Source organism: Psychrobacter sp. H27 (genome assembly GCF_059072655.1).
Genome location: NZ_JCACRX010000001.1, coordinates 2,846,041 through 2,859,419 on the forward strand (window position 1 = coordinate 2,846,041; position 13,379 = coordinate 2,859,419).

Below are 13,379 nucleotides of genomic sequence, written 5' to 3' on the forward strand. Positions count from 1 at the left end.
ATTAGCATCATTAATGAGGCTAGATGGGTTGTATTTGGCTTACTATTTACTCGTATTAAATGATACAAGGGTTCACACTATGAGTCAGATTCATCCCACAGCACTCATCTCCCCATCTGCGCAGATTGATGAGACTGCCATTATTGGTCCTTATTGTATCGTTGGTGATGAGGTGTCCATCGGCGCACATACGGTACTGCATCGCCACGTAGTAGTGACTCGGCTAACACGTATCGGTGCGCACAATCAGTTTTATCAGTTTGCAAGTGTTGGTGAAGATCCACAAGATCTGAAATATGCAGGAGAGCGCACTTGGCTTGAGATTGGCGATCATAATACCATTCGCGAAGCGTGCAGCTTACATCGCGGGACTGCTCAGGATGGCGGGCTGACTAAAATAGGGTGCCACAATCTACTGATGGTCAATACTCATGTGGCGCATGACTGCGTGATTGGTGATCATAATGTACTGGCAAATAACGTCGGAGTAGCAGGTCATGTGTCCATCGGTAATCACACAATTATAGGTGGTAACTCAGGTATCCACCAGTTTTGCACGGTAGATGATTATAGTTTAGTGGGCGGGGCCAGCTTGATTCTAAAAGATGTGGCTGCCTTTACTATGGTGTCTGGCAATCCAGCCAAAACCCATGGTATGAATGTTGAGGGAATGCGCCGTAAAGGCTGGTCGAAAGAGACTATTAACGCACTCCGTCAAGCGTACCGTGTGATTTTTAGGTCAGGTTTGACGACGGTACAAGCGCTCGAAACGCTTAACAATGAGCTACTGCCTCAAGAGCCAAAAATACAGCTCCTTATCGATTCACTACAAAACAGTCGCCGCGGTGTGGTGCGCTAAAAGGGTATTATGACTACTAACCTATGATGCCATTTTATATTTTTTAATTTGCCAAAAGGTTATTAATAAAAGATAATAGCGCCAAAAGCCATAACCAATTGTTATGGCTTTTTATATTTATGAATACTTGACTTTTTTAGTCGCTTAGCAGAAACTGAGCGTTTACGATATTGTAAACAATTCTTTCTTAATGTTACTGGGCGCTTCACATCGAAGTGTTTACTGAATAGTTCGGTAGTGGTACTGGCTATTTGTGGTGATCAAGGATGATTATCAGTGACGTTAATTTGAGCACGAGGACGGAAAAAATGGCTATCAACAAACAAGAACATGCACAGTGGAGCTCGAGTTTTGGCTTTGTACTGGCAGCAGTAGGCTCAGCAGTAGGTCTAGGAAATATTTGGAAGTTTCCATACATGGTAGGTGAAAGTGGTGGTTCAGCTTTCGTTATTGCTTATTTATTCTGTATCGCTCTGGTTGGTTTTCCTATACTGGTTGCTGAGTGGCTAGTTGGTCGCCGTGGACAAAAAAACCCAGTCAACACTTTTGCAGATGTCGCTGCTAGTGAAGGCAAGTCACGTAGCTGGAGCATCGTTGGTGCTACTGGTATCTTGGGTGGCTTTTTGATTCTATCGTTTTATAGTGTCATTGGTGGCTGGGCACTTAACTATATTACAAAAATCTCAACAGGTAGCTTTGTGGGTCAAGACAGCGATTCTGTCGCTGCAACCTTCGATGCTATGCTCGCATCAGCGGGTACATTGACGATTTGGCATACCGTATTTATGATCTTAACCGCGGTCATCGTTGGTATTGGCGTCACAAGTGGTATCGAAAAAACAGCTAAGATCTTAATGCCATTGTTGGGTGTTATCTTGTTCGTTATCGTTGGTTATAACGTGATGAATGGTGGTTTTGGTGAGGCAGTGGCTTATCTATTCACGCCAGACCTTAGCAAACTGACAGCTGACGTTATGCTGGCAGCACTAGGTCATGCGTTCTTCACACTATCGATTGGTATGGGTATCATGGTTGCTTATGGTTCGTACTTAGGCCGTGAAGTGAACTTACTAAAAACAGCACGTACGGTTGTTATTTTAGATACCGTTATTGCGTTGGCTGCTGGTCTAGCCATCTTCCCAATTATCTTTAGTAATGGTTTAGACCCTGCTGCAGGTCCTGGTCTTATCTTTGTTAGTCTACCGATTGCTTTTGGTAGCATGAGTGCAGGTACTATTATTGGTGCATTGTTCTTCTTGCTTATCACCTTTGCTGCTATCACTTCATCTATCTCACTACTTGAGCCAACCGTTGAGTTATTAGAAGAGCGTACCTCGATGAGTCGTACTGTATCGACTATCGTTGCAAGTACGGTAATCTGGCTATTAGGTATTGCTGCATTGCTATCGTTCAACCTATGGTCGGACTTTACTATCATGGGTAATGGTATCTTTGATGCACTTGATAAGCTTACCAGTAAGTTCCTATTACCTCTGACTGGTCTTGCTGCTATTTTATTCGTTGGTTGGAAGATGGATCAACGTGCTATCCAGCAAGAGCTTGGTTTATCTAATGGCACATGGCAGCTTTGGCAGATCGTTGCAAAATTCATTGCCCCAATCGCTGTTGTGGTGGTATTTGTAACGTCGCTAATGGGCTAATATTAATAGTGATTTAGCATTACTAAATCATCTAATGTTAAAATAGCGCACAGCAAAAAGGGCTTAAGATAATTCTTAAGCCCTTTTTCTATGTTTAACGATGAAGCTATCAACAATCAAAGCTATCAGTAATGCTTGCAACAGACTAACGTAAGTTCAGCTCAGGCACGGTTTGTCCACGTTTACTATAGAACTCATTAACAAACTCATCGAACTGATCTTGTTCAATGGCATCTCTAATCCCTTGCATCAAACGCTGATAGTAGCGCAAGTTATGAATAGTTGCCAATTGAGCTCCTAGCATCTCTTTGCACTTGTTCAGATGATACAAATAAGCACGGCTAAAGTTCTGACAAGTATAGCAATCGCACTCTGGATCTAATGGACCTTCGTCATTGCGATACTGGCTATTACGGATACGTACCACACCAGCATTGTCTGCATCGCCCGTCACAAAGTAATGACCATTACGCGCGTTACGAGTAGGCATAACGCAGTCAAACATATCTACGCCGCGGCGTACGCCTTCAACCAGATCCTCAGGCTTACCAACACCCATAAGATAGCGCGGTTTGTCTGCTGGCATATCATCAGGGAGGTAGTCTAGGACATCGATCATCTCTTCTTTGGGTTCACCAACGGATAGACCGCCAATAGCATAACCATCAAAGCCAATCTCTAGCAGACCCTCAAGGGATTGCTGACGTAGATCAGGATACATACTACCCTGTACGATACCAAACAAGGCATTGGTACTGCCCAGCCTGTTGTGCTCATCAATACAGCGCTGTCCCCAACGTAATGATAACTCCAGAGATTTTTTTGCTGCTTCGTGAGTCGCTGGGTAAGGCGTACATTCATCGAACTGCATGACGATATCTGAATTCAAGCTGTACTGGATCTGCATCGATTTTTCTGGAGAGAGGAACACCTTGGCACCGTCGATAGGCGATTTAAAATTGACGCCTTCTTCGGTAATCTTACGCATGGCGCCCAAGCTAAATACCTGAAAACCGCCAGAATCGGTCAAGATAGGTTTGTCCCAATGCATGAACTTATGCAAACCACCAAATTTATCAATCACCTCAGTACCCGGACGTAGCCAAAGATGAAAAGTATTGCCTAGAATAATATCAGCACCGATGGCTTCGATGTCACGTGGCAGCATACCTTTGACCGTACCATAAGTACCAACAGGCATAAAAGCAGGCGTTTGCACATCGCCATGATTGAGATGAACCGTACCACGGCGTGCACGCGTGTCACCGCTGGCCGTTTTATGTAAGACAAATTGCATATGATAACCGCTATGTAAGCTATGAAAATGGCGCTAATTATAGCATTGTTGGTTAATTTTTTGGACATAGATATTGAGTGCTATCCATATACGGTGGACGCGGTACTCAATAACATTGGCTATGGTCACTTTGTCATAACCAAAAAACACAGACCATACCTCAAAAGACACAGACAGTACGAGTCGTCATTGATAAAGTATCAATCATACTGGTGAGGCATTTAGCGTCATTAGGCTATATGTTAAAAAATTAAAATTTAAGAAACCATACTTTAAAAAACTAGGAAAATAATATGAAAAAGACAGGGTATTTATTATTAGCAGGCGGATTATTGTTGATATCGAAAGGGGGGATGGCGGCTGATGTAGAAGAGCCTGAGTACACGTTATTGGCACAAACAGGCGATTTTGAACTACGTCGCTATGATGAACAGCTCGTAGCACAGACGTGGGTGAGCGGTGACCAGCGCGCGGCAAGTCGTGCAGGGTTCAAAGTACTCGCAGACTATATTTTTGGTAACAATACCGCACCAACAGGTGGCAGTAGTAAGATCAGCATGACAGCACCCGTCACCATGCAGCCTAATAACAATGATGGGGGTAGCGACTCACAAAAAATAGCGATGACCGCACCAGTCAGTATGCAACAAGATGACGGGAAATGGCGCGTACAATTTACGATGCCTAGCAAATATACGATGCAAACATTGCCTAAGCCAAACAACCCAGACGTTGAAATTGTAGAAGTACCTGCACAAACGTACGGTGTGATTAAATTTTCAGGATTTACTGGAAGCGAAAAAGTAGATAAAAAGACACAAGAGCTACAGGATTGGATGCAAAGCAAAAATCTAACGCCTACCGGTGATCCTGAGTTGGCACGCTATGATGAACCATGGACACTACCGTTCTTGCGCCGCAATGAAGTCATGATCGCTTATGAGCAAAAGTAGTTGTTCTACTGGGTTCCAAATGAATATTACTATTTTTCCCTATTATCTCGATCATTAATCAAAAAAGACAGCCATTGCTGTCTTTTTTATGTCTGATTTTTTAGCTAATTGGTTTAGCTGTTTTGCTCACGAATGATGTTAAGCATACGGCGTAATGGCTCTGCTGCGCCCCACAGTAGTTGATCACCAACAGTAAATGCGCCTAAATATTCAGGGCCCATATTCAGCTTGCGTAGGCGACCTAGCGCAACAGTTAGTGTCCCAGTTACTGCCACTGGCGTTAAGCGATTCATAGTCGCTTCTTTGTCATCTTCGACTAAGTCCAACCATTCGTTGCCACTGTTCTTGAGCGCCGCTTCGATCTCTTCTAGTGGAATGTCTTTTTTAAGCTTGATCGTTAGGCCCTGTGCATGGCAGCGCATGGCGCCCACACGTACACACATACCATCGATAGGAATGGTGCTTGCGTCATCATTGCCCAAAATCTTGTTGGTTTCAACACCGCCTTTCCACTCTTCTTTGGACTGCTTGTTTTCTAACTGAACATCGATATAAGGGATCAAGCTACCTGCAAGTGGCACACCAAAGTACTGCGTAGGAAAGTCTTTAGAGCGCTGGGTTTGAGCAATTTTTTTATCAATATCAAGAATGGCGCTTGCAGGATTGGCCAGCTCATCTTGCACAGCGTCATGCAAGACACCCATGCCTGAAATCAGCTCGCGCATGTTATTGGCACCAGAGCCACTAGCGGCTTGATACGTCATTGCGCTGACCCATTCAACCCAGCCTTTATTAAACAGCTCACCGATGGCCATCAGCATCAATGATACGGTACAGTTACCACCGATAAAGTCTTTTTTGCCACTAGTTAGGGCATCGTCAATGACACTGCGATTGACGGGATCAAGAATGATGATGCTCTTATCTTTCATACGTAGGGTACTTGCCGCATCAATCCAGTAGCCACTCCAACCGCTATCACGCAGTGGTTGATGAACTTTTGAGGTATAGTCACCACCTTGACAGGTAATAACCACGTCACAAGCAGCGAGTGCGTCAATATCATGAGCATCTTTTAATTGACCGGTCTCAATACCATCAAATTTTGGTGCATCGCCACCCGCATTGCTGGTCGAAAAAAACACAGGCGTGATACCGTTGAAGTCATTCTCTTCTTGCATACGTTGTATCAATACTGACCCTACCATACCGCGCCAGCCTACCAAGCCTACTGTTAAATTACTCATGAAATTCAATCCTATTTACAATTATTTGTTGCGTCATCAACCGATAACAATGCCGTGAATGGCACAAAAAAGCAAGGCGTTTTGGCTATTATTTGGTCATTTTCTATACACTATTAAATATGCTTACCATAACTTTAGGTTATCACTATTCAGAATTACTGAAACATCTATTCGTTTCTAGTATCACAGAGTAACGCTCCGAATGTTAGTGCATTTACATATCCTTATTATACTAAAGGGTCTGACATTGTAAGTTTTTATGACAGTTGTCCTATAATTACGACTCACTTGTAGGCGAAAATCTTATGAGATGATAAAGTAAGCTTCTAGTATCATTACCTAACGCCAGTTCGGTCAAATTAGGGCTACGATTACAATACGCTTTGTCATTGAACAAATGATATCTGACAACATTGACTCTATCATCCTCTCAATAAATGGTTAGTACATACTATGGATCTCTCACTATTATATTATGGCCTACAGTGGCTAGCAGGATTCATCGCATTTGTTACGATCTGGGGCTGGATACCGCTTGATAACTGGTGGGTGCGCGGTGTTGAGTTTCCACGTATTCAGATCATGGTGCTTGGTATTATTGCTTGGCTGGGGATGATCGTGTTTTTTTCAGAGTGGGAGCTGGGTCAATGGGTGCTGTTCGTTATACTTAGTATTACTTTAGCCTTTCAGCTGAGAATGGTCCTGCCTTATACCAAGCTATGGAAAAAGGAAGTCCAAAAAGCAAAAGATAAGCCAGAAGGAAAAGTCCATCACTTAAAAATTATGGTATCAAACGTACTGACACCTAATGATGAGACGCAAAAACTGGTTGATTTGGTTGGACAAAAGCAGCCTGATATTTTAATCACGTTAGAGAGTGATAAAAAGTGGGAAAAAGCATTGCACCAAATTGAATCTGATTATCCTTATACGGTTAAGGTACCACTCGACAACCTATATGGTATGCATCTGTATTCTAAGCTTGAGCTGATAGATCCTGAGGTTAAGTATCTGATGATCGATGACATACCTTCTGTTCATACTCAGCTGCGTCTGCAGGGCGGACGGGTGATTTGGTTATATTGCTTACATCCTATGCCGCCTAGTCCAACTGAAGCTGATAAATCAACCACGCGTGATGCTGAGTTACTCATGGTTGGCAAACACATTAAAGAAAATAACCAAACGGCGATATTGGCCGGTGATCTCAACGATGTGGCATGGTCAAAAACAACGCGACGTTTTCAGCGTATCTCGGGTCTACTAGATCCTCGTATTGGTCGACATTTTATCAATACTTTTCATGTCAAATACCCGTTTTTACGCTGGGCTTTAGACCATATCTTTCACAGTGCTTGTTTTACGGTCGTCGATATCAAGCGTATGCCGTCGATAGGGTCGGATCATTTTCCTGTAATGACCACTCTGCAATACGAGCCAGAGGAGACTAGTAACCAAGAGGGCAATGCACCTACTGCCGAAGCAGAGGATGTTGAAGAAGCAGACCATAAGATAGAAGAGGGCAAAAAAGAAGGCAAAAAAGTATCAGATGAGCATAGAGAAGAGCAGCGCAATTTTGCTTAATAATCGATATTGCAGGTAGGCGTAACCGGTGCTGTCGTAACGTAAGCATATGCTTACGTCAAATAAGGTCTTTAGCTTCTATTCGTACTACATTGATTGTCCTATAATACCTCCATCAACACAAGGATACGCAAGGATGCAGTGTTGAGACGGTACCAATAAAAGAACAGGTCAGCCCGCTGTCTTATATGTTACTGTTTATGACTCAGGATGAGTCAACATGGAAGAGAGATAATAACAATAATATGAAGCGTCAAAGCCCTGAACCAATCGCCCTAGGTTCGGGGCTTTTCTTTGTGTACGATTCGGAAAGATAATAGGTTGTTTACAGACTAATTATAATATTCAGTTATCTGTATTTGACTAGTTTGCTATCAACTATTCCAATTAGTGTGAAATCAGCCATTGGTTGCATTGATTGATGTGGCCAATCAGGATTAATAGTCTTTAGGTATAAGTCGGATTTGTCCTCACCAATAATCACTTGTTTGAAATTAGCTTGTTTATTGTCATTATCGCGAACAATGATTAAATCGCCATCTTTTAAGTCTGTTAAAACTACTTTTGGTTCTACATAAATAATGTCTTTAGGTTTGAATTCAGGCCACATGCTTCTCCCTTGAATAATAAGACCAAAAGCCTGTTCAGACAGATGAGGCAGCCTAGGTGTCCAATCAACTATAGGGTCTATTATAGTCGGTATATTACCAGAAAAGTTGGCAGCTATTGTCCAGCTAATGATAGGAGTCATCCCTTTACTTTGGCATTCTATAAAAGGATTTTCAGCAGTTTCGTAGATATTGTTTTTCTGATCATCATTTGCAAGTAGCCAGTTGGGAGTGCAGCGTAAACAGGTAGCTAGTTTAGAAATATATAGACTTGAGGGTTTCGTATAACCATTTATCCAGCTTGATATAGTCGCTTTACCTGCACCTGTGGCTCTTTTTATATCTGCTTGTGTAATATTAAGTTCATACATTCTTTCAGCTATTTTATCTGCTGTACTCTTCATGAGCTCCCCATTTTCTGACGTAGTGTATGCAATAAAAAAAGGGCACATGCTACTGCACATACCCTTTTTTCGTTAAGCTGTCTGATAATGGTATTACTACTTATTGCCGAGTACTCAAACAATAGGTAATTAGCCCAACACTTGGACGTAAGCACCTGCACGTAGCTCTTGTAACCAGTCTTCTTTGGCTTGCGGCGCTAGGCGCTGATACAATGCTTGACGTGCCATATTACGACGATACTGTTCGCTAACATCTTGCTCACGCTTGCCATCGACTTTTAGTATGTGCCAGCCAAACTGAGTTTTGAACGGTGCAGAGTAATCACCAACTACCGTGTTTTTCATAGTGGCTTCGAATGGGCCAACCATATCTTCTTCACTGACCCAGTCTAGATCACCACCGCGCCCAGCTGAGCCGGGATCATCTGAATAAGTCGACGCTAAACTAGCAAAGTCAGCACCGCTACGCAATTGGTCGTACAGGTCGTTGATTTTTTGTTCAGCAAGCGCATCAGTCTGAAGTTCATCTACTTTCACCAAGATATGACGAGTATGCCACTGCGGTATGAGCATTGTATCGCTGGCCTTTTTATCAGCCAATTTGATGATATCGATACCTTCAGGTGTTAATAGTGGCTCACTAACTGCGCCAACATCAAGCTTGGTTATCTTACTCGATAACTCTGTAGGTAGAGAGGCTGCTTTATGAAAGCCCATATCTCCACCTTGAATAGGAATAGGGTAGCTTCCTTGACTTGCCGCAACAGCTTCAGAGACACTGACGTTTGGCGCAAGCAGGCGAGTACGTAAGTTTTGAGCCACTGCTAAGGCTTCTGCGCGCTGCGCTTCTGACAAGCGGCTGTAGTCATCTATATAGGGAACACGGACGTGTACGGTTTGATATTCACTTTGGTTTAGACGCTTTGCTTCTGGTGAAGCCAAAAAGGCATCAATATCTTGTTCACTAATGCGCACACGGCGACTGATTTGACGCTGCTGCAGTGCTTGGATAGAAGCCTCTTCAATAAGCTGAGCACGCAGCGCAGCGTAGCTACCAGGACGGGCGGCATCTAGACGTTGCTGCAGTCCCGAGATGCTATTGATGCCTTCAGCTTGAGCGATCTGAGCCAAGCGCTGATTGATATCCGCTTCATCAGGCGATACACCGACACGTTTTACCATTGATAATTGCAGTTCACGCAAGATCAGAGCATTTAGCACTTCAGACTGTAGCTGCGATGAGTTGGCAATAGGTTCTCCTGCTGCTCGTGCACGCGCTTGGGTCTGCGTAATAGCATTGACCAGCTCACTTTTTAGAATGGCATTTTCGTTTACTAAGGCAACGATACCATCTGTACTAGTAGCAGGTGTCAAACGAGCTGCCGTGCTTTGTTCGGCGGTCGACGATGCTGGTACTGCTGCAGGTTTTACAGTGGCTGCTTGAGCACTTAAGGTAAGCGCAAGGCTAGCGCCCGTAGATAGCAGTACAGCACGGCTGGTTTGACGTAAAGAAAAAAATCTCATGATGCTCCTCATCAATGTCATCGCATCGGATGGTAGTTGGTCAACGCTATCCAATACTGTTAATAATCAATTATTCGACAGCGTTGACCATAATAGGGGTTCAAGTAATGTCTTACAAATATTCGTCTAAATAATAGGTCAAGCTAGCAAAAAGTGCATTAGTCTTTCCATGCTGTCTGAACAGGTTCAAAGCCCAACACTTTGTCAGCGAGCAATCGTGTTAAGCGGCTGCTGCCACTACCAAGACCATTCAACCGTATCTCTGCCATAACCGCTTCTGTTGGTTCGTCTTTCACATTTAGGTCATTATAGTAACGACGACCATAAACTGCAAAACCAAAGCAACAGTCTTCGTAATCAACGCCGATAAGTGAATCAAGCATCTTATTACTATTATAATCATATTGACCTTGAGCCAATATCCGCCAGCTATTGTTGATAGGGAAAACCGCAGAAGCTGTGAAAGCAGACAGTGGCAACTGATCCGTATTTTCGTCACGCTGGCGTTTAACATAGCCCACATTGAATAAGCTATTGTCTGAGGGCTGATAGCGTAGCTCAGTCGTAATATAGTTCAAATCGTAATCGTTAGTCAGCGCGCCGCTGACATCAACCCAAAAATTATTGTAAGGTTGCGTACTGGTATCCCATACCATGCCCGAAGACGAGGAGTTGAAAACTCGTTGCTCATCATCAAGCGTTACACGTCCATCATCTATATAGAACTGTTCTGCAATGCTACCATCAAAACGTGTCACACCCGTTGCATCGATGTAACGATAATTGACGCCAGGCGTAATAGAATGCAAATCCTGCAAGCGATCATGCCCTAAGAACCAACTGTCCGAAAATAGCTGCTCATAGTTGATAGAGGCAATACGAGTATTAAAGTTAGGGATGTCATTTTGATTCTTGTACGGCGAGTACGTGTATTTGACTCGTGGACTGAGCAAGCGGTAGCCACCCATAGTGTCATCAAAAGCACCAAAAGGTGAGCCTGCTTGATAGAAGTTCAGCGCCGCATCAATACTGGCTTGTGGCACGAATACGGACTGGCTACCATCTTCCTCACTAATATCATTATCTGCTAAGCTGTCCTCATCATATGAGGTGTAGAGATGTTGCAAGCTTAGCTTCGGTCTAATATAGCCCCAAGATCTCTCCATCGGGTAAACGGCGCTCAGTTTATTATAGATACGTGCGCCGCTCTTCTCATCCTCAGAACCATCGTCGATAGACTTTTTGAAATAGGCAGAATCATGTACGCCAGTGATGTCAAAGTTCTTTGCCCACGGTAGTCTATAGTCAAGCTTGAGCTGTGGTAGGCGTGAATAGGGCTTGTCCTTGTCTTCTAACGCCTCACCATCATCGGTAAAAGCATCTAGCGTCTGAAAAGTTTCAACCTTTAGCTCACCATCGACATAATCATTGTAATAATTAACGCGAGCACGGCGTGGTAGGTTGATGGTGTTATCTGATAAACCTAAATTATCAAAATCGTCAAGATAGTCTGAATCCGAAACGTAGCTATATTTGGCATCCGCACTCAAGCGTGGAATATCTTTGGACGACCAATAGTGATCATAAAATAAGCTTTTACGATCTTCATCATTGAATTCTTTGTCGTTAGGCAAGTAAGAGCCGCTAACGATCCCTTCACCATAATTTTCGGTCAAGTAGCGAAATTCGCCTGACAACATAGGGTTGCGGTTGGTATATATTTGAGTATTGAGCGTGGCGTCATAATTGGGTGCTAGATTAAAATAATAAGGCACATCAAGCTCGACACCGCTCTCACTACTCACGCTAGCGCTAGGTAACAAAAATCCGCTGCTACGTCGGCTGTCTATCGGAAAATTAAAGTAGGGGAGATAAAATACAGGTACGTCAGCAATGCGAAAGGTGGTGTCGTAAGCTTCACCGCGTCCAGTATCGGTGTTTAGATCGATACTTTTTGCATCGAACTGCCATTTACGATTGGTAGGCGGACAGGTACTGAACATCACCTCGTCCAACTCGTACTCACTATCGTTGGGTTTGTTCAAGCGTTTAGCATAACCATGTGCTTGTAACTCGACACTAGCAAAGGCCACATCATTGGCCGTTGATTGTCCAGTTTCTGTATTATAGTTCAGGCTATCTGCGACTCCAATCAGACCGCCTTGCCTTGCTCTGTCATTGAGGCTCGTTTGAGAGCGGTTTAGCGTACTTTCGACTGATTTTCCAGTTGCCTGATCAGTAAACATAACCTTGCCCTGTGCAGCGGCAACGCCGTTACTCAAGTCAATAACGACCTTTTCTGCTTCAATGTGCTGGGTGCCTTGATCGACTTTGACATTGCCTGACAGTTCAGCGTAATTAATATTATTGTAATAACCATAGTCTGACTCTGTAAACAGGGGCGCTTGGTTATTCGGTACGCTATCTACATCAGCAATAGGTTGTCCATTTGCAGCACCAGCTTCATTCACAGCACGCTGGTAATTAGGGTTGCTCTTTGGATAGACCCATTGCCCTTCACAGCGCTGCGCGCTATCTACCGCACTTGGAAGTAGCCGTAAGTCTTTACCGACTTTTGGAATGGTTTGGGCTGCTGGTGCTAGGGTGCTTTGGGTATCCTCTGATTCGACGATCGTTACCTCATCGACATTATTTAAGGCAGAAGTGTCTGTTTCTGGCGTGAGCTCATAAAATTCTGCCAAACGCGTGAGGCTGGCTTGAATGCTCTCATCACTAGTATCGAGCTGTTGGTTATCTGTTACTGTGCGGTTAGGTGTAATGGTCGTGCTGGCCCGTGTGTCATTGATTTTTGGAGCACTGTCCATTGTATTTACGGGTTGTAAAGATGACGTATCATCGGCTTCATTAATTGCTGTGATGCTTAGCTCTGAGTCAGCGTCAGCGTCTGAGTCTGAGTCTGAGTCGTCAGAGGCGTAGATGCTCGCACTGCTCATTGATGGCTCAGTTGACTGGGTGTCAGCATCGTTAATAGCTGCACTGACAGATAGACTAGAAAAGCCTAAGGCACCAAATAAGATCAAACGAATGCTTTGGTAAAGCGGAGAATATAACAAGGGCACACCTATGATTGCAGAGCCTATTGGATTGCGATACTGAATTGCATAGCCATACTGTTCGACAATACATCACTGCCAATAAGCTGCTAAAAGATCACTTATTGATAGCGTCGTCTCAAGAGTTTGGCTATTTACATATAATGACGACTAATCATAGTCAAAAAA

General features: G+C 43.6%; 9 protein-coding genes. 4 read left to right on the forward strand and 5 right to left on the reverse strand.

Translation table 11 applies throughout. The features are described 5' to 3' along the window. Positions 1 to 79 precede the first annotated feature (79 nt). Positions 80 to 859 (forward strand): acyl-ACP--UDP-N-acetylglucosamine O-acyltransferase, encoded by a 780-nt coding sequence (gene lpxA / locus AC5JPY_RS11805; RefSeq protein WP_319050053.1) that lies wholly within the window; start codon positions 80 to 82, stop codon positions 857 to 859. 308 nt (positions 860 to 1,167) lie between these two features. Next, a complete protein-coding gene (locus AC5JPY_RS11810) occupies positions 1,168 to 2,520 on the forward strand; it encodes a sodium-dependent transporter (RefSeq protein WP_319050054.1) in 1,353 nt (450 codons plus the stop codon). A 145-nt stretch (positions 2,521 to 2,665) separates the two neighbouring features. Here the strand turns inward: AC5JPY_RS11810 and tgt are convergent, their stop codons facing one another. Then, positions 2,666 to 3,817, reverse strand: coding sequence for a tRNA guanosine(34) transglycosylase Tgt (tgt, locus tag AC5JPY_RS11815; RefSeq protein WP_493852553.1), 1,152 nt, complete (start codon positions 3,815 to 3,817; stop codon positions 2,666 to 2,668). 293 nt (positions 3,818 to 4,110) lie between these two features. Here tgt and AC5JPY_RS11820 point away from each other — a divergent pair, with 293 nt between their 5' ends. Further along, the gene (locus AC5JPY_RS11820; protein ID WP_493852554.1) at positions 4,111 to 4,770 is read left to right on the forward strand and encodes an SOUL family heme-binding protein; all 660 of its coding nucleotides are present in this window, start codon (positions 4,111 to 4,113) and stop codon (positions 4,768 to 4,770) included. A 113-nt stretch (positions 4,771 to 4,883) separates the two neighbouring features. Here the strand turns inward: AC5JPY_RS11820 and asd are convergent, their stop codons facing one another. Then, the gene (asd, locus tag AC5JPY_RS11825; RefSeq protein WP_493852555.1) at positions 4,884 to 6,017 is read right to left on the reverse strand and encodes an aspartate-semialdehyde dehydrogenase; all 1,134 of its coding nucleotides are present in this window, start codon (positions 6,015 to 6,017) and stop codon (positions 4,884 to 4,886) included. Between the two features lie 453 nt (positions 6,018 to 6,470). On the opposite strand from asd, the gene AC5JPY_RS11830 reads away from it, so the two are divergent. Next, positions 6,471 to 7,601 carry an endonuclease/exonuclease/phosphatase family protein gene (locus tag AC5JPY_RS11830; protein ID WP_493852556.1) on the forward strand — a complete coding sequence of 377 codons (1,131 nt, stop codon included), beginning with the start codon at positions 6,471 to 6,473 and terminating at the stop codon, positions 7,599 to 7,601. A gap of 349 nt (positions 7,602 to 7,950) precedes the next feature. On the opposite strand, the gene AC5JPY_RS11835 is transcribed toward AC5JPY_RS11830, so the two are convergent. The 3 genes from AC5JPY_RS11835 to AC5JPY_RS11845 all read right to left on the reverse strand — a co-directional run bounded on the left by AC5JPY_RS11835 (position 7,951) and on the right by AC5JPY_RS11845 (position 13,211). Further along, a complete protein-coding gene (locus tag AC5JPY_RS11835; protein WP_493852557.1) occupies positions 7,951 to 8,613 on the reverse strand; it encodes a LexA family transcriptional regulator in 663 nt (220 codons plus the stop codon). A gap of 129 nt (positions 8,614 to 8,742) precedes the next feature. Next, entirely contained in the window at positions 8,743 to 10,137 is a 1,395-nt protein-coding gene (locus AC5JPY_RS11840) for a peptidylprolyl isomerase (protein WP_493843522.1), read from the reverse strand. A gap of 158 nt (positions 10,138 to 10,295) precedes the next feature. Beyond that, the gene (locus tag AC5JPY_RS11845) at positions 10,296 to 13,211 is read right to left on the reverse strand and encodes an LPS-assembly protein LptD (RefSeq protein ID WP_493852558.1); all 2,916 of its coding nucleotides are present in this window, start codon (positions 13,209 to 13,211) and stop codon (positions 10,296 to 10,298) included. Positions 13,212 to 13,379: the final 168 nt, after the last annotated feature.

Excerpts from the sequence above, each read along its gene's own strand:
- tgt (WP_493852553.1), bottom strand. The coding sequence starts at position 3,817 with ATGCAATTTGTCTTACATAAAACGGCCAGCGGTGACACGCGTGCACGC.
- AC5JPY_RS11835 (WP_493852557.1), bottom strand. The coding sequence starts at position 8,613 with ATGAAGAGTACAGCAGATAAAATAGCTGAAAGAATGTATGAACTTAAT.
- AC5JPY_RS11820 (WP_493852554.1), top strand. The coding sequence starts at position 4,111 with ATGAAAAAGACAGGGTATTTATTATTAGCAGGCGGATTATTGTTGATA.
- AC5JPY_RS11810 (WP_319050054.1), top strand. The coding sequence starts at position 1,168 with ATGGCTATCAACAAACAAGAACATGCACAGTGGAGCTCGAGTTTTGGC.
- lpxA (WP_319050053.1), top strand. The coding sequence starts at position 80 with ATGAGTCAGATTCATCCCACAGCACTCATCTCCCCATCTGCGCAGATT.
- AC5JPY_RS11830 (WP_493852556.1), top strand. The coding sequence starts at position 6,471 with ATGGATCTCTCACTATTATATTATGGCCTACAGTGGCTAGCAGGATTC.
- asd (WP_493852555.1), bottom strand. The coding sequence starts at position 6,017 with ATGAGTAATTTAACAGTAGGCTTGGTAGGCTGGCGCGGTATGGTAGGG.
- AC5JPY_RS11840 (WP_493843522.1), bottom strand. The coding sequence starts at position 10,137 with ATGAGATTTTTTTCTTTACGTCAAACCAGCCGTGCTGTACTGCTATCT.